The organism is Roseibium sp. AS2 (genome assembly GCF_038900065.1).
GTDB lineage: Bacteria > Pseudomonadota > Alphaproteobacteria > Rhizobiales > Stappiaceae > Roseibium.
On record NZ_JBBMQN010000005.1, the window covers coordinates 509392 to 532705 of the forward strand.

Genomic DNA, 23314 nt, shown 5'->3' on the forward strand with positions numbered 1-23314 from the left:
AGATTGAAACCATTGCAAAGATGTAGCGCGGCTTTGTTGCGGTGCAAGAGCCCGGATCGGAATTCTACCCGACAGGCCGGTCTTCAGAGCGGCACCCGGTCGGGGTCGAACCCCTCGAACACGATCTGGTCCGCATGACGCCGCGCCGTTTCCCGCTGCTCGCGCGTGCGCACCGTCCAGCACATCAGCGGCACCTTGAAGACGGAGCGCAGAAAACCGGGCCCGGCCCGGGGCAGGTCCCGGACGCCGTAGGAGATGAAATGCGGCCGGGTGCGCGGCGCATGCAGGATGTGACGCAGGATGAACCGGTCCACGCGGCTGAAACGGGCGTACTCGGGCCCGGGTTCGGCGCCGTCGGCGACAATGCCGCGCAGCACGTGGGGCCGGTGGGCCCTGGCGATCGACAGCATGTCCGGATCGAAGGACTTGATACAGGCCGGGCCCTTGTAGTCCGCGACCTGATCGGCGACGTGCCGGACAAAGGCGCCCTGCGCATCGCGCCGCAGGAGCGACTTGATCTCGATGACGAGCGGAACCTTGCCATCGACGAGGTCGAACAGGTCCCTGAGCAGCCAGAGCCTGTCGGTTCCGGTTTTCATGTGCGTGCCGAGCAGATCGCAAGCCTGCCGTTCGATGACCCTGCCGCTGCTTTCGGTGAGCCGGTCCAGCGTGTAGTCGTGGAACACCAGCGCTTCGCCATCCGCCGTCTCCTGGACGTCGACTTCGATGGAGAAATTCCTGTCGACCGCCTGCTGGATTGCGGAGGGGGTGTTTTCGATAACACCGTCGTCGGTGTTGTGATAGCCGCGATGGGCGATCGGGCGGGCAAAAACGGCTTCAAGATCAGGGGTCATGACAGATGTTCTGGTCGCGAGGGCGGCCCCTCGGGAAAGGCGCCGCGCAGGGAGATCAGGGCGCAATCTCGAAGATGGCTTCGATTTCGACGGCGGCACCGAACGGCAGCGAGGCGGCGCTGACGGCGGACCGGGCGTGCCGGCCCTTGTCGCCCATGGCATCGACGAGGAAATCCGAAGCGCCGTTGATCACCTGGGGCTGATCGGCGAAAGCGCCGGTGGAATTGACGAAGCCGACGATTTTCACCAGGCGGACAATCCTGTCCAGATCCCGGGTGGCGGCCTTCGCCTGGGCGAGCAGGTTGACGGCACACAGTTTCGCAGCCCGTTTGCCGTCTTCCACGCCGAGGTCATCCCCCAGTTTTCCCGTCACCTGGATCGCGCCGTCGGCCATCGGCAACTGGCCCGATATGAACAGCTGATTGCCGGACTGGACGAAAGGAACGTAGTTCGCGGCCGGTGCGGCCGCTTCGGGCAGCGTAATCCCCAGTTCTTTCAGTCGCGCTTCGATGGAACTGGTCATTGGCCTTCTCCGGATCTCGTAACTTTCCCCGTGTCTTGGCGCAATTCGGCGAGGCTGACAAGGTAAAAATCGAGCGCCTCGAGCCCTTCAGACCAGATGGCGCAAGCCTGTTGTGAGACCGGCTGGATCTGATTATGTACTGGGATGCGCATTCCCTGTGGCGCCGTGCACCTTTTGCCGGATAATGTGTGGGCCGGTTCCCTGGCGTGGACCGTCAGGATGAAGAAGAGGGTTTTTCATGCAAATCGTTCCGAATACGGTGCCTCTGGCTGCCGGCACGATCATCCTGATCGCACTTGCCGCGCTGGCGCCGGGAACACACGCGCTTGCGGCGAATGCAGGGGGGGCGGCAGGCCACAAGCTGGTCCCGCACAGAGCCGTCTACGACATGAAACTGGCGGACGCGGAGGAACAGGCCGGCATAGCCGGGCTGAAAGGCCGCATGGTCTATGACTTTTCCGGCGATGCCTGTGAGGGCTACAGCGTCAATTTCCGTTTCGTGACCGAATTTCAGGACAAGAACGGCAGCTCCCAGATCACCGATCTGCAAACGACTTCGTTCGAGGAACCCAATGCGGAGAGCTACCAGTTTCTGGCCAAGACCTTTGTCGACCGGAAACTGGTCGAGTCGACCCGCGGGACCGCGCGTGCCGGCGAGGGAGGCATAACCGTCGAGTTGAAGGAACCGTCCGAAAAGTCGGTCCGGATCGGCAGCGACGTGCTGTTTCCGACGGAGCATCTTCTCTCGATCATGAAGGCCGCCGATGACGGGGTTCACTTCGTCGCCGCCGACATTTACGACGGCGCGGAAACGGGCGAGAAGGTCTATGCGACAACGACGGTGATCGGGACGAACGCCCGCAACGATGTTGCGGCTGACAGCGCCGGAGGCGTGGCGTCGCTTGACGGTCTTGCCTACTGGCCCGTGACGGTCGCCTATTTCGATCCCGAAAAGGACGATGCGTCTGGTGAATTGATGCCGGTCTACCAGCTTTCCTTCAGGCTCTTCGAGAACGGCATCAGCGGCAGGCTGAACCTGGACTACGGCGATTTCACAATCCAGGGACAGATGGCATCGCTCGAGTTGTACGAGGAGACGGAGTGCCCCCGTCCGTGACAGGCCGGTAGAGACGTCACCTTCCGGGGCGGCCTGGGTCCATTCACTTGGAGTCCTTGCCGGCCCGGGCGGCATGGATGAGGCCGAGTTCGACTGCTGACTTGCCGAACTTGTCTCTCAGGCGGTCCACCGCCAGTTCGGCATTCTTGCGCCGTTCCGCCGACGGGTCGACCAGATCCTGCGGGTCGGCCTGATCCGCCGATTCCAGATCGGTGACACCAATCCCGATAAGGCGGAAGCGCCGTCCGTCGGCCTCGTTTTCGAGCAGGCTTTCACCCGAGGCATAGATCCTGTCGGCGAGCTGGGTCGGATCCTGCAGATGGCGGGCCCGGGTGATGGAGCGGAAATCGGCCGTCTTCAGCTTCAGCGTGACACCGCGCCCCGACAGCCCTGCCTTCTTCAATCTGGCCGAAACTTTTTCAGACAGGTCGCGCAGGATCGGCCGCAGCGTTTCGAAACTGGAAATATCCGTTCTGAATGTCGTTTCCGAGGAGACGCTCTTGGCGCCGCGCGACGGTTTCACGTCGCGGCTGTCCTCGCCCTTCGACAGCTGCGCCAGGCGCAGGCCGATCGACCCGTAGCGGCGCGCGAGGTCAGCTGCCTCCATCGTCTGCAACTGACCGATCGTGCGAATTCCGTCCCCGTCGAGTTTTTTCTGAAACACCTTGCCGACGCCCCAGATGCGGCCCACCGGCATGGCGGCCAGAACCTCCCGGGCCTCCGCCGCGCCGATGACGGAAAAGCCGCGTGGCTTTTCCAGGTCCGACGCCAGCTTTGCCAGGAACTTGTTGGGTGCCAGACCGACGGAGGCGGAAATGCCGATGTCGGCTTCCAGGTCCCGCAGGAACCTGGCAAGCGTCTCGGCGGGGCTGGACCGGTGCAGGCGTTCGGTCCCCGTCAGGTCCAGAAACGCCTCATCGATGGACAGGGGCTCCACCAGAGGGGTCAGCGCACCCATCCGCTCCCGGATCTGCTTTCCGACGCGGACATATTTCTCCATGTCCGGCTTCACGACCACGGCCTCCGGACAGGCCTCGAGGGCCTTGAACATGGGCATGGCGGAGCGAACCCCGTAGATCCGTGCGATGTAGCAGCAGGTCGACACCACGCCGCGCTGTCCGCCACCGACAATGACCGGAACGTCCTGAAGTGCGGGATTGTCGCGTTTCTCGATGGCGGCATAAAACGCGTCGCAATCGATGTGGGCGATCGACAGGCTGTCCAGCTCCGCATGGGAGACCAGGCGCGGCCCCCCGCACCGGGGACAGCGCTCGCCCGTTGGCGGCGGCCGGAAGCCGCAATCTCGGCAAAGGGCACGGTTTGGCGGTGTGTCTTGTGTCACGGTCCTGGCTTCGACAAATCTATGCGCGGCGGCTCAATCGGCCGGCTCCGGTCGCCGGGCGCCTGGAACAATACCGCCGATGAAGGCCGACGTCTCCTGCCAATCGCCGGTCACGAGGCTGATGTGCCCGGCCGGATCGACGGTCTCGCGGAACCGGGCATCGGCGATGAACTGGATCTGCATCGCGGAGGGCAGGGACGCGTGAACGGAGGAATGGTTTGTCGGGCTGTCGTCGATGAAGACGACGGGCGCGGGGCGCCCGGCGGCCAGGGCTGCCACGGCCCCGCCCTTGGGACCGGAGTTGGTCAGCACGGGAAAGGTCATGCCCATCTCCGCCAGTCGCTTTTCCCGGACCGGCTTGTTGTGTCCGCCGGGCAGGTTGGTCAGAAGGACGATGTCCCAGTCGCGCGCGAGTGCATGCAGGGCCTCATCTGCGCCCGGCACCAGATCCTGCCGGGGGCAGATTTCGTCGAAAAATACCTGCAGGTGCCGGCGGACGTCCGCCGCCGGCAGTTCCCTCCGCTCATTCCGTGTGCCGATGTTTCCGGTCAGCCGGTATTCGTGCTTCAGGAACATCAGGTCCCTGGCGTGCAGATAGTCTTCCAGATGCGCGATCAGGTGCAGAACGACCTCGTCGACATCGCAGACGATGAGCGGCCGCCTGGAGACGGGCAGAGCGCGGATCTGGCCCAGGACCTCGGGAAGGACCTGTGTCGGCTCAGGCATGGTCTTCCAGTCCGCCGGCAAGCGCATAGCGGGCGGCGGCGATCATGGTAGGCCGGATGCCGGCGTTCTCGCACAGGGCAAGCAGAAGCGGCTCGTCGGTCATGTAGAATTCAAGCACTCCGGCAAGAAATCCCGGTTCTGCCGCCGCCTGTCGAATCATTTCCGGTCCTATTCCCGAAAAGGCAAGGAAACGGCCGATCTGATCCGGGTCCCGGCTCAGGCGCAGAAGTGCTTCCGTGGCAATCCCTGCCGCTTCCTCAGCGGACAATGACTTTCCTTGCATATTTTTCATTGTGTTTTTTTGCCTTTCTGAAACGATTCCGGGTTAGAAGAAACCTAATGCGGACCGGGGATGGGTTCTACCGCGGACAAAAAACGCTGCGACAAGTTAATTGGGGACGGCGACGAGCCGGGTGAAGGGCCAAATCAATGGCAAAAACGGTGTTGATCGTAGAAGACAACGAGCTGAACATGAAGTTGTTTCATGATCTGCTCGAAGCACACGGCTACAACACCCTGCAGACCCGGACCGGCATCGAGGCGTTGAGCCTGGCGCGTGAGCACAAACCCGACCTGATCCTCATGGATATCCAGTTGCCGGAAGTCTCCGGCCTTGAAGTGACCAAGTGGATCAAGGAAGACGAGGACATTGCCTCCATTCCGGTGATCGCGGTCACTGCCTTCGCCATGAAGGGCGACGAGGAACGTATTCGGCAGGGCGGTTGTGAAGCCTATATTTCCAAGCCGATCTCGGTCGCCAAGTTTCTGGAAACCGTCCGCGCCTATCTCGGCGAAGCTTGACGGCCGTGCCGGCCGGTCCTGACCGGAGTTGTGGACACCTGCATCCCGCGCGAGCGAAGGTCTGCCCAAGTTTTTCCCGGACTTCTCTCCGGTCGCAGCTCAATTTTCCGCGATTTTCAGTCTGATTCGGTGTGTCGATTTCCTGTTAAGGTTACGATTTTACTAAAGCTGCATTGTTGCTGTGCATATTTCACAGAAAATATTGCATTCAGGTTGCAATAGGGTAGTGTGACCGCAGATCAGGAGTTTTCCGGATCGCCTCATTGACGAAGTCAAATTTGACTCTGCGTCAATCGGGCAAGACAGTTTCCCCTCGGAGTGCTCAGGTCCGCCGCATCTCCTGGGTCCGTGGGGTAGGTCGGCTGGGAACCGGCCGATGAGTGGCCTCCTCGAATGCCGTGTTCCCGCCGACCACTATTTTTCACCATCATCGCGACCGGATGCCGCAGCCTTGCGGCATCCGGACAAGCGTGCGCGTCGCTCGACGCGCGCGATGCATTCCTGTGCCGAACAACCTGTATCGCATAAAAAAACCCGCCGTCGCCGGCGGGCTTTTTTTTAAATGCGATGAAAGCGGATCTTACTTGATCTTCGCTTCCTTGAACTCGACGTGCTTTTTCGCAATCGGGTCGTATTTGTTCTTGACCATTTTCTCGGTCATCGTGCGGGAATTCTTCTTGGTGACATAGAAGAAACCGGTGTCCGCCGTGGAGAGCAGCTTGATCTTGATTGTTGTCGCCTTGGCCATGGCCTTGGTTCCTGTTCTTTGTTGTCGGGCAAAAGGATCGTGTGGCCAGATGGCTGGCGAGGAATCTGCCCCAATGTCTGAAATCAGCGCGAAACCTACTCATCGCAGCGCGAAAGTCAAGCGCTGACGTTGCCACCGCGTCTTTTTGAAAGGATCTATCCGTCCGTGTCCAGAACGGAGATGTGACGGAGGATCGCATCGACGGCCTCTTGCGTGCTCAATGCAGCGCTGTCCAGTCGCAGACGCGGCTCCGACCAGGGTTCATAGTGCCGTTCCACGACCTGTTGCCAGGTTGGCAGGGTCAGGCCCGCGATATCGCCGGTCCGGGCTTCCACGCGGCTGCGATGAAGATCCGCGTCCGTGCAGACGACTTCGACACTGACGAGCGTGGCGGCAGATGATCGTGCCGTTTCCGCCCAGAGCCGGCGGGAAGCCTCGACCGGGTTCACGGTATCGGCCACGACGGAATGTCCGAGCGCAAGATTGCCGGCGGCGATCGCGGCAATCGCCTGGTATCCCGCGTCCTCGGGCGCATCAAGCCGCAGCATGCTCCGCTTCAGCGCTGCTTCCACGGCGTCGACCCGCAGCAGGATTGCGGGCAGGCGTCGGCAGAGCGCTGTTGCGATCGTCGACTTGCCGACGCCAGGAAGCCCGGAAAAGGAAATCAGATGGGATATGGCCGGACCGTCCTTGTCTGGCGCCTGTCCGAGCTGCGCCCCAGATGCCTCAGATTTGTTCCTTGACGAAGCCGCCCTTGCGGAAAAAATAATAGGGCACGCTGGTGGCCGGAGACAGGTCGGGATCCGCCTCCAGGCGCTCTTCCAGGTCTGCGAGTATCGTTGTGGTGATCATCGGCAGTTCCTTGCCGCGCGCCTCTTCGAGCGTGAGCCAGGCGCAGTCCTCAAGCTCTCCGGAGGGGCCGTGGCCGCCGGGAAGCCGGTCGGCGACGGCATCGGCCCAGACAGCCAGAAAACGCGTGTCGAAGCGGCGTGGACGCTGGGGGGGCGTGATCGCCCGGGCGATCATGCGCATCCCGCCGAGGTCCGGCTGGATGCCGCGTTCCGCGAAGGCCTCGAAGCCGGTCCCCAGATGCAGCGGCGCAGTGGCCGTTTTCCGACCGATGAAGAGGCCGGCCTCTTCGTAGGTTTCGCGGATGGCCGCCAGTGCCAGAGCGCGCACGCGCGCCCCGGTTCTGGCGTTCTTGAGATCCTTGAAGAGTCTGGCCTGCACGTCCGGGTGATAGGGCAGGACGTTCGAGATCCGGCTGTCGGCCGGGTCGACCCGGCCGCCCGGAAACACGAACTTGCCGGGCATGAACGTGTGCCGCATATGACGCCGCCCCATCAGCAGGCGCACCTTTCCGTCGTCGCCGCGATCCAGAATGAGCAGCGTCGCGGCATCCTTGGGCCGGATATAGGGGAAGTCGCCGGCCTTCTCGTCTTTCGCCAGCCGCTGTTCAAACGAACCGGTCATGAAACCCTTTCGGCCGGCATCGGTACCGGTGGCGGCAGATCTTCCTCCGCATCCGGATCGAACCCATGCATGTACAGAGCCCATTGCAGACCGACCAGGGCGCCCTTGATGGGCCGCATCAGGCCCAGACTGAGGGCCAGCGTGAGCGGAAACCAGATCGACATGTGGATCCACAAGGCCGGATGCCACATGACCTCGACGGCCAGCAGCGCCGGGATGATGATGTGCCCGACGATGGTGATCGTGAAATAGGGCGGGGCGTCGTCCGCGCGATGGTGGTGGAATTCCTCACCGCACACCGCGCAGGCATGCCTGGTCTTCACAAATCCGTCGAAGATGCCGCCTTCTCCGCAATGCATGCATTTGTTGGACATGCCGCGCAGAACTGCGGGCAGGACCTTGCGGTGCAGTTTCCTTGGCGCTGCTTCCGGCGCTCTCGATTGTTCGTGCACTTCGTAGTGAATTGTCACGAGGTTCTCCTTCGACCCTTGTTCTTTGGAGAGGTCGTGCTGCGGTTGCCTTTCGGCGGCCCGCGCCGCGCCTTGGGCGCGGCCTTGCGGATACGCTTGCCGGCAATGCGTCCGGGACTGAGCAGTTCGAATGTCAGTGCGCCCGCGAATGGCGCGGCTTCCACCAGTCTGACCTCCACCTGGTCACCAAGTTGGTAGGTCTCGCCGGTTTTGTCACCTATCAGGGCGTGCGACCCTTCGTCATAGCGGTAATAGTCGGCGCCGATGGTCGAGGCGGGCACGAAGCCGTCCGCCCCGGTCTCCTCCAGGCGCACAAACATCCCGGATTTCACCACTCCGGCGATCCTGCCGCGGAACGTCGCGCCGATATGTTCGCTCATCCAGAGGGCAATCAGCCGGTCGATCGTATCGCGTTCCGCCAGCATGGCGCGGCGTTCGGCCGCGGATATTTCAGCCCCGATGGCTTCAAGCCGGCTTTCGATCCCTTCCGGCAGACCGTCCTTGCCAAGTCCAAGGGCCGAAATCAGGCCCCGGTGGACAATGAGATCGGCGTAACGGCGGATCGGCGAGGTGAAATGCGCATAGCGGCGCAGGTTGAGGCCGAAATGGCCGATGTTGTGCGGCGCGTATTCTGCCTGAGCCTGACTGCGCAGAACCACTTCATTGACGAGATTGGCCTGCGGCGTGTCCTTGACCTTGGCCAGGATGCCGTTGAACACCGAAGGCCGCAGCCCTCCGGAAGACGGCAGTTTCATGCTGATCGTGGACAGGAAATCCTTCAGGCTTTCCAGCTTTTCCGGCGTCGACGCATCGTGGACGCGGTAGAGCAGGGGAGATTTCTTCCGTTCCAGCGTTTCGGCCGCGGCGACGTTGGCCTGGATCATGAATTCTTCGATGAGCTTGTGCGCGTCAAGCCGTTCGGGCACGTAGACACTGTCAACCGTGCCGTCTTCCTTGAGCTTGATCTTGCGTTCCGGCAGGTCCAGTTCGAGCGGTTCGCGCGCGTCACGGCCCTTCTTGAGGACGGCATAGGCGGCCCAGAGCGGCTTCAGGACGCCCTCCAGAAGCGTTTCCGTCTTGTCGTCCGTGGTGCCGTCGATCGCCTTCTGGGCCTGAATGTAGGACAGTTTGGCGGCCGAACGCATCAGCACCCGGTGGAAGGTGTGCCCGGTCTTGCGCCCGGTCTTGTCGAACACCATCCGGACGGCAAGCGCCGGCTTGTCTTCCTTTTCCCTGAGAGAACACAGCTGGTTGGAAATGCGTTCCGGCAGCATCGGGATCACCCGGTCCGGAAAATAGACCGAATTGCCGCGCAAGGCGGCTTCCCGGTCCATCGCCGAGCCCGGGGTAACATAATGCGCCACATCCGCAATCGCGACATAGGCAATGTAGCCGCCGTCGTTCTGCGGGTCCTCGTCCGGTTCCGCGTAGACCGCGTCGTCGTGGTCCTTGGCGTCCGGCGGGTCGATGGTGATCAGCGGGATCTGCCGCCAGTCCTCGCGTTTGCCGAGCTTGTCGACCGGTTTCGCCGCCTCCGCCTGTGCCTCGACGCTTGCCGGGAAGACGTGCCGGATGCCATGGGACTGCAGGGCGATTTCCGAGACAGCCTTTTCCGACTTCAAAGAGCCGAAGCGTTCCACGACCGAGGCGCGCGGATGTCCGTAGCGTCCGGATCGGGACACCTGGACGCTGACCAGGTCGCCGTCTTCGGCTTCCTTCAGGTCTGTCGCATCGACATCCAGCTCGCGCTGCTTTCTGTCAATCGGTTCCAGATAGGGCGGCCGGTTTCCGTCACGGCTTCTCAGAATGCCCAGGATCGCGCCCTGACGTTTTTCCAGAACCTTGATGACCCGTGCAGCATGCTCCGCTTCGCCGCCGGCTTCCACGTCGCTCAGCCGGATCAGGGCCCTGTCGCCCAGGCCCGGCTGGGTTGTCTTGGTTTTCCCGGTCAGTATGAGAATTTTCGGCGGTTCGCCGGCGTCCTCATCCCAGTCCACGGGAACACCGAGCAGCTCACCGTCCCGGTCCCTTGCGACAATATTGGCGACAAACACCGGTGGCAGGTCGCCCGGCCGGATCATGCGCTTGTTGCGTTTCTCCAGAAACCCCTCGTCGGAGAGGTCCTTGAGCATTTTTTTCAGGTGTATGCGCGCGCCGCCGACGATGCCGAAATGGCGGGCGATCTCACGTTTGCCCGCGCGTCCCGGGTTGTCGGCGACAAAGGCCATGATATCTTCGTGCGACGGCATCTCGCCAGGAACCTTGGCGTGCTTGCGGGTTGAATGCTTGCGCGGGTTGGCCCGTTTGACGTTCAAGATTCATCATCCCAGGGGACTGCGTCGGACGATGCATCGACAGCGGTCTTGGCCGTCTTCTTCGCTGCGGGTTTCTTGGTCGCGGTCTTTTTGGCCGCCGGTTTCTTTGCAGCCGTTTTCTTTGCCGCCGGCTTCTTGGCCGCGGCCTTGCCCTTGCCACTCTTGGCCGCTTTTTCCGCGATCAGTTCTAGCGCCTTTTCGAGCGTTATCGCCTTCGGGTCGCTGTCCTTGGGAAGCGTGGCGTTGATCTTGCCGTGTTTGACATAAGGCCCGTAGCGGCCGTCATACACGTTCACGGGGCCGCCGCCGTCCGGGTGCTCGCCCAGCTCCTTCAGCGGCGTTGCCGCAGCACCGCGGCGACCGCCGCCCTTGGCGCGTTTCTCCGCAAGCGCATCGACCGCCCGGTTGATGCCAACGGAAAAGACTTCGTCCGGTGTGGACAGGTTCGCATAGGTGCCTTCATGCAGAACGAAGGGGCCGTAGCGTCCGATCCCCGCACTGATCATCTTGCCGTCTTCGGGATGCGGACCGACTTCGCGCGGCAGCGAAAGCAGTTGCAGCGCCTTGTCCAGATCCAGGTCGGCCGCCGACCAGCCCTTGGGCAGCGAGGACCGTTTCGGCTTGGCTTCCTCGCCAAGCTGCACATAGGGACCGAAGCGTCCGTTGCGAAGGGAAACGTCGAGCCCCGTTTCCGGGTCCTGTCCCAGCACCTTCGGACCTTCGTCCGCCTCGCCGCCTTCACCGTTCGGCTTGCCCAGCTGGCGGGTATAGCCGCACTCGGGATAGTTGACGCAGCCGATGAAGGCGCCCCAGCGGCTGACTTTCAGGGACAGCTGGCCGTCTTCGCAGGACGGGCACTTTCTCGGATCGGAGCCATCTTCCTTGGGCGGGAAGATATGCGGACCAAGCAGCTCGTTGAGGGAGTCGATCACCTGGGAGACACGCAGATCCTTGATCTCGTCGACGGCGCCCGAAAAGCCGGTCCAGAAATCCCGCAACACGTCGGTCCACGTAAGTTCGCCGGCCGAAATCTTGTCGAGCTGTTCTTCCAGGCTCGCGGTGAAGTCGAATTCCACATAGCGCTGGAAGAAGCTTTCCAGAAAGGCCGTCACGATGCGGCCCTTGTCCAACGGCACAAGCTGCTTCTTGTCGAGCTCGACATAGTCGCGGTCGCGCAGGGTCTGCAGCGTGGAGGCATAGGTCGACGGCCGGCCGATGCCGAGTTCTTCCATCTTCTTCACCAGGCTCGCTTCGGTATAGCGCGGCGGCGGCGTGGTGAAGTGCTGGCTGGATTCGATGGCGGAGGATTTGTCGTCTACCGAGGCCGCGGTCAGGGCCGCGCCTTCGTCGACAGCAGGCAGACGCTTGGCATTGTCGTCTTCCTCGTCATCGCGGCTTTCCTGGTAGAGTGCCAGAAACCCGTCGAAACGAACCACGGACCCGCTGGCGCGCAGGTTGGCGCGCTTGCCGGAGCCATCTGCGAGAATCTCGATCGTGGTGCGTTCCAGAACGGCCGATTCCATCTGGGAAGCCATGGTCCGTTTCCAGATCAGCTCATAGAGTCTGGCCTGGTCCGGATCGAGAAAGCTCGCGACATCCTTGGGGCGGCGCGACAGGTCCGTCGGGCGGATGGCTTCGTGCGCTTCCTGGGCATTCTTTGCCTTGGTGGAATAAAGTCGGGGCTTTTCGGGAACGTATTTGCTGCCGAAATCCTCGCCGATCACGGACCGGGCGGTGTCGATGGCCTCGCCGGCGATCTGCACGCCGTCGGTACGCATGTAGGTGATCAGACCGGACGTCTCACCACCGATGGAAATGCCTTCGTAGAGTTTTTGCGCCACCTGCATCGTGCGCGATGCGGCAAAGCCGAGCTTGCGCGAGGCTTCCTGCTGCAGGGTGGAGGTGGTGAAGGGGGCCGACGGATTTCGCCTTGCCGGCTTGGAGGCCACACTGTCGACCTTGAAGCTGGCGTTTTCCAGCATGGTTCTGATCGCGGTGGCGTCCGCCTCGTTGGCGATGTCGAGCCGGCCGATCTTCTTGCCGTCGAAACCGGTCACGCCGGCCTGAAACATGTCGCCGCCCGGCGTCTTCATGTTGGCGAGGATCGACCAGTATTCCTGCGGGCGGAAGACCTCGATTTCCATTTCACGGTCGCAGATCAGCCTGAGCGAGACCGATTGCACGCGGCCAGCGGACCGGGCGCCGGGAAGCTTGCGCCACAGGACGGGCGATAGAGTAAAGCCGACCAGGTAATCGAGTGCCCGGCGGGCGAGATAGGCATCGACAAGCGGCACGTCGAGTTCACGCGGATTGTCCATCGCCTCCAGGATTGCCTTCTTGGTGATGGCATTGAAGACAACGCGTTCAACGCGTTTGTCCTTGAGGACACGCTTCTTGCGCAGAACCTCGAGAACATGCCAGGAAATCGCTTCGCCTTCGCGGTCGGGGTCGGTCGCGAGAATGAGGCGGTCGGCATCCTTGACCGCATCGGCGATTTCGCTCAGACGCTTTTGGGATTTCGAATCGACCTGCCAGCTCATCGCGAAGTCGTCGTCAGGCTTCACGGAGCCGTCCTTCGGCGGCAGATCGCGCACGTGACCGTAGGAGGCAAGGACCGTGTAGTCGGGACCGAGATATTTGTTGATCGTCTTGGCTTTCGCCGGCGATTCCACAATGACGACGTTCATTCTTACCCAAATTTTTTTGCCGGAAACGGAGACCCCTGTCCGGTGGAGAAGGTGCTGAAACAGCTTGGCTGATGGCGCAGACGATCACGGATCATGCGCCGCCTGTCAAATGGACCTTTGACTCTTTGCGGTCAAGCCACCCGCTCCACATACGGGTTATCCACTGAGATTCAAGACAAATCGACATTTCACATCAGCGCGGAGATTTTATTGCCCCGATGCCGCTCGATGCGCCCGGCAAGTTCCAGTTCGAGCAGCAGGATGTGGACGGAACGGGCATCTCCGTCCGCGAAACGGATCAATTCGTCAAGATCGACCGGGGTCGGTCCGAGTGCTGCAAGGACACGGTCCCTGAGCCGGGTGTCCGGGTCCGCGGGCACCGGCGGGAGAGGGGACGCGGTCTCTCTCATTTCCCGGGGGGCGAGTGGCAACGTTGGTTCGAGGCGGCCTGCAAGGCTCTCAAGGACGTCGCCGGTCGATGTCACCAGCGTCGCGCCCTGACGGATCAGCCCGTTCGCGCCTTCAGAACGGGGATCGAGCGGTGAGCCGGGAACCGCGAAGATGTCCCGGTTCTGTTCCAGGGCATAACGTGCCGTGTGCAGGGAGCCGGACGCCTTGGCGGCCTCGATGATGATCACGCCCAGAGACAGGCCCGAAATCAGCCGGTTGCGGCGGGGGAAATCCCGCCCGCGTGGTTTCCAGCCGAACGGCATTTCACTGATGACCGCGCCGCCTGCTTCCAGAAGGGCGCCCAGAAGCCGGTCGTGTTCGGGAGGGTAGAGCACGTCTATGCCGCCGGCAAAGACCGCGACCGTGCCTGTGGCGATGGAAGCCTCATGTGCCGCGGCGTCGATGCCGCGGGCAAGACCCGACGCGATGGCAAAGCCCTCCGCGCCGAGGCCACGCGCGAACAGGCCCGCGAGTTTCCGGCCGGAAAGAGACGCGTTCCTCGCGCCGACGACCGCAAGCATCCGCTCCCGGCCGGTCACGTCGCCGCCCTTCACGGACAGCAGCGGCGGCGGCCCGTCGATGTGCTTCAGGTGAGGGGGATAGTCGGGTTCGCCAAGGGCGACCAGGCGGGCGCCAACACGGGCATGCGCCTCCAGTTCGGCTTCCGCATCCTCGCGCGTACAGAGCCGGTAGCTCTTGCCGCCGCCCCGTCTGGACAACTCGGGAAGCAGCGCCAGCGCCCTGTCCGCCGTCCCCGCATGGGCGACAAGCTCCGCGAATGTAACGGGGCCGACATTTTCTGAGCGTATTAGCCGCAGCCATGCGAGCCGTTCCGCCTCTTGGAGGCGGTGTGTTTTACGGGTCGCCGGGCCGCTCACGTGTCTCCGTTGTCGGACGCGGCCGCAGCGTCCGGAACGGGTTTGGACTTCGAACCGATCTTGCTTTCCTGGCCACGCAGGAGACGGCCGATATTCTCGTGGTGTTTGGCCCAGAGCAGGACCGTCAGGACGACGAACAACTCCGCCATCTGGGCGTGATGGAAGACAAGGAACAGCAGAACCGGGGTCAGCAGGCTCATGGACAGCGCCGACAGAGAGGAGTAGCGGAAGGCAAAGGCCATGGCGACCCATATCGCCGCGGCCAGCAGGAACATCGGCCAGAAGACACCGAGCAGAATGCCGAGATAGGTGGCGACGCCCTTGCCACCCCTGAACTTCAGCCAGACCGGGAAGAGATGACCGAGAAAAGCCCCCAGACCCGCGATCAGAGCCATTTCCTGGCCGTAGAAAGTGCCGACGATCAGAACTGCCACGGTCCCCTTGAGCGCATCGCCGACAAGGGTGGCCGCCGCCAGTGATTTCCGGCCCGTGCGCAGGACGTTGGTTGTGCCGATGTTTCCGGAACCGATCTGGCGGATGTCGCCAAGCCCGGCCAGGCGGGTGACAATCAGCCCGAACGGAATCGATCCGAGCAGATAGCCGAAGGCGAGGGCGGCGAGATAGTAGGGCCAGGCGAATTCCCAGCTGATCGGATCGGGCACGCGAAATTTCCCCGGGGTGAGTGCTTTTTCAAATGAAGTTCCATAGCCCGGACCTGGCATTCATGCCATGGCCTTGACCGAAACACCTGTCTTGTTCGTGGCACTGTAGCGGCATGGATCGCCGGATCAAGTCCGGCCTCGACGAAATTGCCGGGCAGGATCAACGCGTCAGCCGTCAGGCATAGGTGTAGACCGTCCTGCCGGCGACCACGGTGCGCAGCACCCTGCCGGAGAACCGGGCGTCCTCGAAGGGGGAATTCTTCGAACGCGACCGGATCGCGCTCTTTTCCAGGACCCAGGGCCTGTCCGGGTCGAACACGGTGACATCCGCCGGAGCGCCCTTGGTAAGACGGCCTGTCTCCAGCCCCAACCGGTCGGCGGGCCGGCAGGTCATCGCGGCAAGCAGCGTGATCAGCTCGACCTGATCGGAATGGTACAGCCTGAGAGCGGCTGCGAGCAGCGTTTCGAGGCCGATGGCGCCATCCTCGGCTTCCGCCCAGGGATGGCGCTTGGTCTCCACGTCCTGGGGATCGTGGTTGGAGCAGATGATGTCGATCGTGCCGTCCGCGACGGCGGCGATCGTCGCCTGGCGGTCGTCCTCGTCCCGCAGCGGCGGCGACATCTTGAAGAAGGTGCGGTAGGCACCGATGTCGTTTTCATTGTGGGTGAGGTGGTTGATCGAGACCCCGGCGGTGATATCCAGGCCGCGCGCCTTGCCGGCGCGGATGACATCGGCGCTGTCGGACGTCGAGATCAGGTTCGCGTGATATTTCCCCCTGGACATGCCGACCAGGCGCAGGTCCCGTTCCAGCATGATGATCTCCGCTTCGCGCGGTACGCCGGACAGGCCCTTCCAGCTTGCGTTCAGGCCGGCGTTCATGACGCCGCCGGCCAGATCCGGATCCTCGGTATGATGGATCACCAGTGCGTCGAAGTCCCTGGCATAGGTCATGATGCGCCGCATCACCTGGGCATTCTTGACGGACTTGTGCCCGTTGGTGAAGGCGACCGCGCCGGCTTCCTGCAAAAGCCCGATCTCCGCCATCTCGGTGCCTTCCAGCCCCTTGGTCAGGGCCGCCAGAGGCAGAACGTTGACGCTGGCCGTGTCGCGGGCCCGCCGGAAGATGAAATCGACCAGGGCCGGGTCGTCGATCACGGGATCGCTGTCGGGCATGGTGCAGATCGTGGTGACCCCGCCCGCGGCGGCGGCTCCCGAGGCGCTTGCCAGGGTTTCACGGTGTTCCGCGCCGGGTTCCCCGACCGACACGCAGAAGTCGATGAGACCCGGGCAGGCGATGGCGCCCTTGCAGTCGACGACCTCTGCGCCATAGGGCGTGCCCTGGTTGGCGGCTTCCGGGCCGGCGGCCAGAATGGTGCCGTCGGCGATGATCACCGAGCCGGCGGCGTCCAGGCCGCGCGCCGGGTCGATCACCCTGGCGTTGGACAGGACCAGAGGTTTGGGTGTGTCGGGAGCCACGGATGCAATCCTCTAGTTGTTCGGCAGGTTGGCCGCGAGCGCTTCCAGAACGGCCATGCGCACGGCCACGCCCATTTCCACCTGTTCGCGGATCAGGCTTTGCGGGCCGTCCGCAACCGAAGGGTCGATCTCGACACCGCGGTTCATCGGACCGGGATGCATGACAAGCGCGTCGTCCCTGGCGAAGGCGAGCTTGTCCGCGTCGAGGCCGTAATAGCGGTAATACTCGCGTACCGAGGGAATGAAGGCCCCGTTCATGCGTTCGCGCTGCAGGCGCAGCATCATCACGATGTCGGCGCCCTTCAGGCCTTCGCGCATGTCCTGGAAGACCTCGACCCCCATTTTGCCGATGCCGGACGGCAGCAGCGTTGAAGGCGCGATCACGCGCACACGGGCACCGAGCGCATTCAGGAGAATGATGTTCGAGCGTGCAACACGGGAATGGGCGATGTCGCCGCAGATCGCAACCGTCAGGCGCGCGATCTTGCCCTTGTGACGGCGGATGGTCAGGGCATCGAGCAGAGCCTGGGTCGGATGCTCGTGCGGGCCGTCGCCGGCATTGACCACCGAGCAGCTGACCTTTCGCGCCAGGAGTTGCACCGCGCCGGCCGCATGGTGGCGCACGACCAGAAGATCCGGGTTCATTGCGTTCAGCGTGGCGGCGGTGTCGATCAGGGTCTCGCCCTTCTTGACCGACGACTGGGACACGGCCATGTTCATCACATCCGCTCCGAGCCGCTTGCCGGCCAGCTCGAACGAGCTTTGAGTCCGGGTGGAAGCTTCGAAGAACAGATTGATCTGCGTGCGCCCCTCAAGGACGTGCTTGCGCTTGTGGACCTGACGGGAAACCTCGACGGCTTCCTCGGCCCGGTCCAGAAGGCCCAGAATTTCGTGGGGGTGAAGTCCCTCTATGCCCAGCAAATGACGATGGGGGAAAGGGGTCTCTCGATGGGAATGTGTCGCGGTCATCGAGACCATCCCTTTATGGGGAATCGGTGTTTCTGACAAGCACCGAATGCAGGTCATGCCCGCTGTCCACATACTGGCGAGCTATTTGAACGGTTGGACAAAAACGGGTCGCCCGCCCAAAAATCCGCGCCGGTTCCGCCGGTGGATGCGGTTTCAGGTGAACAGAAGCAGCGCCAGGGGGATCGAAACCATCGCAACCAGGGTCTGCAATGTGATGATTTCCGCCATCAGCTTGGCATCGCCGCCCATTTGGCGCGCAAGCAGATAGGAGTTGCTGGCGCAGGGAACGGCACTTGCGATGATGACAATCGCCAGCGCCGGGCCGGTGACGCCGAACAGGCTTGCAAAGGCGAACGCCAGAAGCGGCATGAAGACGGGCCGCAGGAAGGTGCCCATGGTCAGGGCCGGACCCGGGCGGCGCAGCGAGCGCAGGTCCAGCCCCGCGCCGACGCAGATGATGCCGATGGGCAGGGCCGCGCGCGCGAAAACAGCCAGCGTGTCGTCGATCACGCCCGGCAGCGCGAGGCCGCTGACATTGAGAAGCACACCGGCGCCGATCGAGATGATGAAGGGGTTGGTGCCGAGGTCCTTCAGGATCCTGGCGCCGCTCGGCGCGGTACCGCTGGCATAATGCGACAGCACCAGGATGCTCAACACGTTGAGCACCGGGATCATGAACACCATCGCGACGGCCAGCATGGCAAGGCCGGTGTCGCCGGCGACATTGTCCGCGATCGCGAGCGCGACCATGGCGTTCCAGCGCAAGGTTCCCTGAAAGATGGAGGTGAACCGGCCCGGATCGATCCCCCACACCCGTTCGATGGCGGGTCGGGCGAGCATCAGCAACACTGCCATCGCGAAGATCGAGGCCAGCAGGCTCGCGCCCATGTTCAGGGTCGGAAAACTGGCGAAATCCGCCTGAGAAATGGTCCGGAACAGCACCGCGGGAAACAGGACGAAATAGGCCAGCCGCTCGACCCCGCGCCATTGCTCGCCTGTGATCAGCCCGGTGCGGGCGATCAGATAGCCGGAGGCGATCACGAGGATCACGGGCATCAGGGCGGTCAGCGTGGTCAGCATGCGGGCGGTCTCGCGATTGACGGAAAACCGGATGTCTCCTGCCAGGGCGGGGACGTCGGGTGAACGCCGGGGCTGGCGGAGGAACGCATTATTCCCGTTCCAACCCCATGAATCTCAGTCGGTCCAGGAAGCCCTGCAGAATGTAGGCGGCGGCCATCTTGTCGACGACGTCGGCGCGTTTTGCCCGGCTGGTGTCGGCCTCCAGCAGCGTGCGGGTGACGGCGGCCGTCGACAGGCGTTCATCCCAATAGGTGATCGGCAGGGACGTCTTTTGAGAGAGGTTGCGCGCGAAGGCGCGGGTCGCCTGGGCCCTGGGTCCCTCGCTGCCGTCCATGTTGAACGGCAGGCCGAGAACGATACCGCCGATGACATGCTTGTCGCAGATCTCAATCAGTTTTTCCGCATCCAGCGTGAACTTCTTCCGCCGGATCGTCTCCATGGGCGAGGCAATGCCGCGGCCGAGGTCCGACAGGGCCAGGCCGATGGTCTTGGTGCCGAGATCGAGCCCGATCAGCCTGCCATTGTCCGGGATGGCGGCAAGGAAGTCGTCAAGTGAAAGTGCGGGGTCGTTGGCCATGGCAAGGCTCTAGCAGGACCGGCGCGTTTGATCCAGCGGGAATGAAACCGCAAGGTCGGGCGCCAACCTTAAACCGCTACGAATTCGGGTTTCAGATAGGCGTGGCCGGCGTCGGTTTTCTGGAGTTCCAGCCAGGCCATCAGGTCCGTAAGCGGCAGACTGCCGGTGAAATACCGGCCTTGCAGGCCGTTTGCGCCAAGGTATGTCGCGAATTCGGCCTGATCTTCCGTCTCGATGCCCTCCGCGATGGTCTTGCATCCCAGTTTTTTCGCCATGTCGATGGTCGACGCAAGAATTGTCCGGACGCGCGGGTCTGCACTGGCGCCCGAGATCAGGGAATGGTCGAGTTTCAGGTAACCGGCCGGCAGGCCGGCAAGGCGGGTGATGTTCGAATAGCCGGTGCCGAAATCGTCGATCGACACCCTGTAGCCCAGTTCGTGAAGACGCGTGAAGGTCGTCAGCGCGCGCTGCTCCGATGTGAACAGGGCGTCTTCGGTCACTTCGATTTCCAACCGGTCGCTTTCGAACCCCACGCTGGACCGGATCGACTCGAGGGCGTCGATGAAATCGGGTGAAATGAAATGGTTCGAACCGATGTTGACCGACATCCAGAGGTCGTGGCCTTGCGCCGCGAGCAGCGCGTGGTCGCGCATGGCCTGTCCGGTGACCCATTCGCCCAGTCGGTTCAACGCTTGCGATCCCTTGAGCAGGGGCACCCAGTAGCCGGGCAAAAGACGCCCGAACTCCGGATGGTCCCAGCGCACGAGCGCCTCGACACTGACCACCTTGCGTCGGGTCGTGCAGATCTTCGGCTGGTATTCCAGACACAGCCGGTCGTTTTCTATCGCCGTGACCAGATCGCGCCGGATTTCCGCCGCCGACTGCCTGTCGATCGCCGGTGAATAGACATGTGTGCGGTTCTTTCCCGCGCGCTTGGCGTGATACATGGCGACGTCTGCACGTTTCGTCAGTTCTTCAAGCTGCAGGCCGTGCTCGGGAAACAGCGCGCAGCCGATGCTGGCACTCGGAGGAACACTGAGGTCGGCGTTCGGCGCTGCAAGTGCCGCCAGAACGGACTTCAGAAAGTCCCGGACCTGGCGATCGGACACCAGGCCCTGGATCAGCATGATGAATTCGTCGCCCCCGATGCGGGCCACCAGGGGCGGCGCGAACGGTCTGCCCGGACCACCGTGATCCACCTGCACGCCGTCAGCCACCTGCAAAAGTGTCGCGGCACAGGCCTTGAGATGAAGATCGCCGGCATGATGACCATGCAGGTCGTTGACTTCCTTGAAGTTGTCCAGGTCGATCAAGACGAGGATGCCGCCACGCTCTGGGTCGCTGGCTTCTGCCAGGATCGGATCGGCGACGGTTTGCAGATGATCGCGGTTCGGCAAGCCAGTCACGTGATCGCTGTAGGCAAGCCTTTCTATCTGTTCGCCAGCCCTGGTCATGCGGGAGACCATCGTGTTGTAGCTGTCGCAGAAGTCGGCGATCTCGGTGAACCGGAACAGGCTGCCGCGTGTGGAGACCGGGGCCAGCTTCTGGTTCCGGGTGCTGGTATGCGCCGCCAGCGCCAGGTCTTCGAGCGGTCGTGACAGGGACCGTGCCAGGAACCAGCCGATCACGATGGTCGCCAGTGCGGCACCCGCGACAATGAGCAACAGGGAGGACTGGTTCCAGGCCACCTTCTCATAGATCTCCGAAACCGGCTGCGGCACCATCACGCCCCAGCCGGGGCCCGCCACCGTCGTGAAACCGGCGATCATCATCTTGTTCACCGCAGGCGAGTAAAATTCCCCGATGCCGGTTTCGCCGTTCATCATGCGCGCGACCGTCGGGATTTCCGAGATATCCTTCCGGCTGTCGACCCATTCCTGCCTTGGGTGGGCGATCACGCAGCCCGACTTGTCGACGATGGCAGCGTGGCCTTTCTCGCCGAAGGTGATGTTCTTGCCGAGGTTGATGAAGTAGTCCGGGGAGATCCGGCCGATGGCATAATGTTGCTCCAGTTCCCGGACCAGGAAAATGGAATTCTGATTGTCGCTCGAGAGCATGACATTGGAGAATACCGGGCGATCCTGCCGGGCGATCTGTTCGAGCCGGGCGAACAGGTCGGCCGGAACCTGGCTGATGATCTGTGACCCGGGTGTCCGGATACTGCTTTCGACCCTGCCGTCCGACTTGTCGGTGATGAAGACGCAGCACATATCGAGCCGGGCGAGCAGGCCGGAAAATTCCTCCGGGCTCTTGCCCAGAACCAGGCTCGAGCTCACGGCCTCGAAAGTGGTGATCAGATTGCGCTGGTAACGGTCCAGAGCAAGGCTGGTCTTGCGGGCGAGCAGGAGGTGCCGGTCCTCGACCTCGGCGAATTCCCGCGACACCGCGTCGCGATAGGACCAGAGGCTGAAAATGAGCGTTGGCAAGAGGGTCGCGACGAGTAAGAAGAAGACAAGATAGCTACGGATCTTCATTCCGATATCCTCTCCCCAGCCGACTCGGATACAGAAACTGTCATTTAGTAATTTCGGTCAGTGTGTCTTTCAACTCAAAGACAGACCTGAACGCGGTCCCGGCAAATTCCGGAACCTGTTTCGCGCAACCGTATCAAACAATGTCGTCCCATGAGAACTCAGCAAAATTTGCATTGTAGTTTATGGCAGAAAATCGGTTCGGATTCCATCAATCGGAAAGATGTCCGGGCTCTTGCATGCGTTCTTGTGGTGTTTTGCCTTTTCCAGGACCCTTTTTTCTTTTCTTATGAGACACGGACCGTGTCCGAACATAGGTAACATGAACACATGAAACTCACATGGTATGGCCATTCCGCCTTCAAGATCGAAATCGAGGGTGCCTCCATCCTCATGGATCCGTTTCTGTCCGGCAATCCGTCTTTTCCGGACCATCTGAGTGTCGACCAGGTTGCCGAGGGGGTGACCCACGTCATTCTGACCCATGGTCACGACGACCATGTCGGCGATGCCGTCGACATTTTGAAGAAGACCGGTGCGCAACTCACCGCCAATTTCGAGATCTGCATGTGGGCGACCCGTCAGGGCGTTGACAACATCAGTCCGATGAACACGGGCGGCATGGTCAATGCCGGCCCCTTCAAGGTGGCGCTGACGGCAGCTGTTCACTCCTCCTCCAAGCAGGGCGAGGGCGAAGCGATCTACCTGGGAAACCCGCATGGCGTGATCGTCGAGGTGCCGGGCCAGAAAGTGCTGTATCACATGGGTGACACGGATATTTTCACCGACATGGGGCTCATCAACGAGATCTACCGGCCACAGATCGGCATTGTCCCGATCGGAGACCGCTTCACCATGGGCGGCAAGGTCGCGGCGATGGCGTGCCGGCGGTTCTTCAATTTCGACACGATCGTGCCCTGTCATTTCGGTACATTTCCGATAATTGATCAGACGGCCGATACATTTGTCGGGGCAATGGGGCCGGATGCGGATAAGATTCGGGAAATTGCACCGGGCACCGGCCTCGACGTTTGAGTCGCCTCGGAAATCGGAACAAACGACGGATGAAATGACAATGTCCCTGTTCAGACTGACTGCTGGTATTTGCCTTGCCACCTTTCTGGCCGCCATCCTGGTCTCCGGACCGGTCCTCGCGGCCGACAAGTCCATAACGCCCGACGGCAAGCCCGCGCCCTCGCAGCCGGCCGCAAAGCCTGGTTCCAAGGCTGCGCTCGATGCGGCGGCCGCGTCATCGACACCTTATGAAAAGGTGGTTGAAATCTTTGCGGGCGACGAGACGGTGGCCGGCGAAAAAGTCGCCTTTCCGCAGCAGAACCCTTCCGTCCGGGCCATCGAGATCACCATGGCACCGGGCGAGGTCACGGCCTGGCATCAGCACCACGCCCCGCTCTTCGCCTATATCCTTGAGGGCGAGATCACGGTGACCTACGAAGAAATCGGCAAGAAGGTCTATCGTGAGGGGGAGGGCATCCTGGAAGCCATGGATGTGACCCATCGCGGCGAAAACACCGGCGCCGTGCCGGCGAAGATCCTAGCGGTGTTCCTGCTGGGAGACGAGGGCAAGCCGACCGTACTGGAGCCGGCGCCCGGGGACGACAAGGCCAAGGTCGAATAGGCGCTTTCCAGCCTCATCGCCCGCATGCCTGACCGATGCGGGCCGTGGTGATGCCGGC

At 62.4% G+C, this 23314-nt stretch carries 22 protein-coding genes; 4 read left to right on the forward strand and 18 right to left on the reverse strand.

From position 1 onward, the window contains the following. Positions 1-83: 83 nt before the first annotated feature. Complete coding sequence (locus WNZ15_RS17425) at positions 84-854, reverse strand: glycerophosphodiester phosphodiesterase family protein (RefSeq protein ID WP_342894268.1); 771 nt, start codon at positions 852-854, stop codon at positions 84-86. A 55-nt stretch (positions 855-909) separates the two neighbouring features. Then, positions 910-1377 carry a RidA family protein gene (locus WNZ15_RS17430; RefSeq protein WP_342894269.1) on the reverse strand — a complete coding sequence of 156 codons (468 nt, stop codon included), beginning with the start codon at positions 1375-1377 and terminating at the stop codon, positions 910-912. A 238-nt stretch (positions 1378-1615) separates the two neighbouring features. Here WNZ15_RS17430 and WNZ15_RS17435 point away from each other — a divergent pair, with 238 nt between their 5' ends. Further along, the gene (locus WNZ15_RS17435) at positions 1616-2494 is read left to right on the forward strand and encodes a cell envelope integrity EipB family protein (RefSeq protein WP_342894270.1); all 879 of its coding nucleotides are present in this window, start codon (positions 1616-1618) and stop codon (positions 2492-2494) included. A gap of 43 nt (positions 2495-2537) precedes the next feature. Here WNZ15_RS17435 and WNZ15_RS17440 read toward each other — a convergent pair whose 3' ends face one another. Genes WNZ15_RS17440 through WNZ15_RS17450 form a run of 3 tightly spaced genes read right to left on the reverse strand, consistent with a single transcriptional unit; the run spans position 2538 to position 4830 of the window. Further along, on the reverse strand, positions 2538-3836 hold the full coding sequence (locus tag WNZ15_RS17440) for a DNA polymerase IV (RefSeq protein ID WP_342894271.1): 1299 nt from the start codon (positions 3834-3836) through the stop codon (positions 2538-2540). A gap of 33 nt (positions 3837-3869) precedes the next feature. After that, complete coding sequence (locus tag WNZ15_RS17445; RefSeq protein ID WP_342894272.1) at positions 3870-4562, reverse strand: hypothetical protein; 693 nt, start codon at positions 4560-4562, stop codon at positions 3870-3872. Beyond that, positions 4555-4830 (reverse strand): DUF3572 domain-containing protein, encoded by a 276-nt coding sequence (locus WNZ15_RS17450; protein ID WP_342894273.1) that lies wholly within the window; start codon positions 4828-4830, stop codon positions 4555-4557. Before WNZ15_RS17450 ends, WNZ15_RS17445 begins: the two co-directional genes overlap by 8 nt. 161 nt (positions 4831-4991) lie before the next feature. Here WNZ15_RS17450 and WNZ15_RS17455 point away from each other — a divergent pair, with 161 nt between their 5' ends. Beyond that, positions 4992-5363 carry a response regulator gene (locus WNZ15_RS17455; protein WP_342894274.1) on the forward strand — a complete coding sequence of 124 codons (372 nt, stop codon included), beginning with the start codon at positions 4992-4994 and terminating at the stop codon, positions 5361-5363. 580 nt (positions 5364-5943) lie between these two features. Here WNZ15_RS17455 and rpmG read toward each other — a convergent pair. From rpmG to WNZ15_RS17520, 13 genes are all read right to left on the reverse strand, one after another. Further along, a complete protein-coding gene (gene rpmG, locus WNZ15_RS17460; RefSeq protein WP_269582543.1) occupies positions 5944-6111 on the reverse strand; it encodes a 50S ribosomal protein L33 in 168 nt (55 codons plus the stop codon). 155 nt (positions 6112-6266) lie between these two features. Continuing rightward, positions 6267-6914, reverse strand: coding sequence for an AAA family ATPase (locus tag WNZ15_RS17465; protein ID WP_342894376.1), 648 nt, complete (start codon positions 6912-6914; stop codon positions 6267-6269). Continuing rightward, positions 6838-7584 (reverse strand): NUDIX hydrolase, encoded by a 747-nt coding sequence (locus WNZ15_RS17470; protein WP_342894275.1) that lies wholly within the window; start codon positions 7582-7584, stop codon positions 6838-6840. The genes WNZ15_RS17465 and WNZ15_RS17470 overlap by 77 nt, the downstream gene beginning before the upstream one ends. Continuing rightward, positions 7581-8054 (reverse strand): DUF983 domain-containing protein, encoded by a 474-nt coding sequence (locus tag WNZ15_RS17475; protein WP_342894276.1) that lies wholly within the window; start codon positions 8052-8054, stop codon positions 7581-7583. Before WNZ15_RS17475 ends, WNZ15_RS17470 begins: the two co-directional genes overlap by 4 nt. After that, on the reverse strand, positions 8051-10303 hold the full coding sequence (gene rnr / locus WNZ15_RS17480) for a ribonuclease R (protein ID WP_342894377.1): 2253 nt from the start codon (positions 10301-10303) through the stop codon (positions 8051-8053). Before rnr ends, WNZ15_RS17475 begins: the two co-directional genes overlap by 4 nt. Positions 10304-10365: 62 nt before the next feature. Beyond that, positions 10366-13056, reverse strand: a complete 2691-nt coding sequence (gene topA, locus WNZ15_RS17485; RefSeq protein ID WP_342894277.1) for a type I DNA topoisomerase — start codon at positions 13054-13056, stop codon at positions 10366-10368. A 188-nt stretch (positions 13057-13244) separates the two neighbouring features. After that, positions 13245-14384 carry a DNA-processing protein DprA gene (gene dprA / locus WNZ15_RS17490; protein WP_342894278.1) on the reverse strand — a complete coding sequence of 380 codons (1140 nt, stop codon included), beginning with the start codon at positions 14382-14384 and terminating at the stop codon, positions 13245-13247. Further along, on the reverse strand, positions 14381-15046 hold the full coding sequence (plsY, locus tag WNZ15_RS17495; protein WP_342894279.1) for a glycerol-3-phosphate 1-O-acyltransferase PlsY: 666 nt from the start codon (positions 15044-15046) through the stop codon (positions 14381-14383). The genes dprA and plsY overlap by 4 nt, the downstream gene beginning before the upstream one ends. Positions 15047-15221: 175 nt before the next feature. Next, complete coding sequence (locus tag WNZ15_RS17500; RefSeq protein ID WP_342894280.1) at positions 15222-16523, reverse strand: dihydroorotase; 1302 nt, start codon at positions 16521-16523, stop codon at positions 15222-15224. A 12-nt stretch (positions 16524-16535) separates the two neighbouring features. Beyond that, positions 16536-17501, reverse strand: a complete 966-nt coding sequence (locus WNZ15_RS17505; RefSeq protein WP_342894281.1) for an aspartate carbamoyltransferase catalytic subunit — start codon at positions 17499-17501, stop codon at positions 16536-16538. Positions 17502-17645: 144 nt separating this feature from the next. Beyond that, positions 17646-18572 (reverse strand): AEC family transporter, encoded by a 927-nt coding sequence (locus WNZ15_RS17510; RefSeq protein WP_342894282.1) that lies wholly within the window; start codon positions 18570-18572, stop codon positions 17646-17648. A gap of 88 nt (positions 18573-18660) precedes the next feature. Then, positions 18661-19149, reverse strand: coding sequence for a Holliday junction resolvase RuvX (gene ruvX / locus WNZ15_RS17515; RefSeq protein WP_342894283.1), 489 nt, complete (start codon positions 19147-19149; stop codon positions 18661-18663). 68 nt (positions 19150-19217) lie between these two features. Next, positions 19218-21623, reverse strand: a complete 2406-nt coding sequence (locus WNZ15_RS17520; protein WP_342894284.1) for an EAL domain-containing protein — start codon at positions 21621-21623, stop codon at positions 19218-19220. 327 nt (positions 21624-21950) lie between these two features. Between WNZ15_RS17520 and WNZ15_RS17525 the strand changes: the two genes are divergently transcribed. After that, complete coding sequence (locus tag WNZ15_RS17525) at positions 21951-22655, forward strand: metal-dependent hydrolase (protein ID WP_342894285.1); 705 nt, start codon at positions 21951-21953, stop codon at positions 22653-22655. A 40-nt stretch (positions 22656-22695) separates the two neighbouring features. Continuing rightward, positions 22696-23256 carry a cupin domain-containing protein gene (locus WNZ15_RS17530; protein WP_342894286.1) on the forward strand — a complete coding sequence of 187 codons (561 nt, stop codon included), beginning with the start codon at positions 22696-22698 and terminating at the stop codon, positions 23254-23256. The last annotated feature ends 58 nt before the right edge of the window (positions 23257-23314 follow it).

What these genes read in the sequence shown, in the direction of transcription:
- WNZ15_RS17425 (WP_342894268.1), bottom strand. Translation starts at nt 854, where the DNA reads ATGACCCCTGATCTTGAAGCCGTTTTTGCCCGCCCGATCGCCCATCGC.
- WNZ15_RS17430 (WP_342894269.1), bottom strand. Translation starts at nt 1,377, where the DNA reads ATGACCAGTTCCATCGAAGCGCGACTGAAAGAACTGGGGATTACGCTG.
- WNZ15_RS17435 (WP_342894270.1), top strand. Translation starts at nt 1,616, where the DNA reads ATGCAAATCGTTCCGAATACGGTGCCTCTGGCTGCCGGCACGATCATC.
- WNZ15_RS17445 (WP_342894272.1), bottom strand. Translation starts at nt 4,562, where the DNA reads ATGCCTGAGCCGACACAGGTCCTTCCCGAGGTCCTGGGCCAGATCCGC.
- WNZ15_RS17455 (WP_342894274.1), top strand. Translation starts at nt 4,992, where the DNA reads ATGGCAAAAACGGTGTTGATCGTAGAAGACAACGAGCTGAACATGAAG.
- rpmG (WP_269582543.1), bottom strand. Translation starts at nt 6,111, where the DNA reads ATGGCCAAGGCGACAACAATCAAGATCAAGCTGCTCTCCACGGCGGAC.
- WNZ15_RS17470 (WP_342894275.1), bottom strand. Translation starts at nt 7,584, where the DNA reads ATGACCGGTTCGTTTGAACAGCGGCTGGCGAAAGACGAGAAGGCCGGC.
- rnr (WP_342894377.1), bottom strand. Translation starts at nt 10,303, where the DNA reads ATGCCGTCGCACGAAGATATCATGGCCTTTGTCGCCGACAACCCGGGA.
- topA (WP_342894277.1), bottom strand. Translation starts at nt 13,056, where the DNA reads ATGAACGTCGTCATTGTGGAATCGCCGGCGAAAGCCAAGACGATCAAC.
- WNZ15_RS17505 (WP_342894281.1), bottom strand. Translation starts at nt 17,501, where the DNA reads ATGGTCTCGATGACCGCGACACATTCCCATCGAGAGACCCCTTTCCCC.
- WNZ15_RS17510 (WP_342894282.1), bottom strand. Translation starts at nt 18,572, where the DNA reads ATGCTGACCACGCTGACCGCCCTGATGCCCGTGATCCTCGTGATCGCC.
- ruvX (WP_342894283.1), bottom strand. Translation starts at nt 19,149, where the DNA reads ATGGCCAACGACCCCGCACTTTCACTTGACGACTTCCTTGCCGCCATC.
- WNZ15_RS17520 (WP_342894284.1), bottom strand. Translation starts at nt 21,623, where the DNA reads ATGAAGATCCGTAGCTATCTTGTCTTCTTCTTACTCGTCGCGACCCTC.
- WNZ15_RS17525 (WP_342894285.1), top strand. Translation starts at nt 21,951, where the DNA reads ATGAAACTCACATGGTATGGCCATTCCGCCTTCAAGATCGAAATCGAG.
- WNZ15_RS17530 (WP_342894286.1), top strand. Translation starts at nt 22,696, where the DNA reads ATGTCCCTGTTCAGACTGACTGCTGGTATTTGCCTTGCCACCTTTCTG.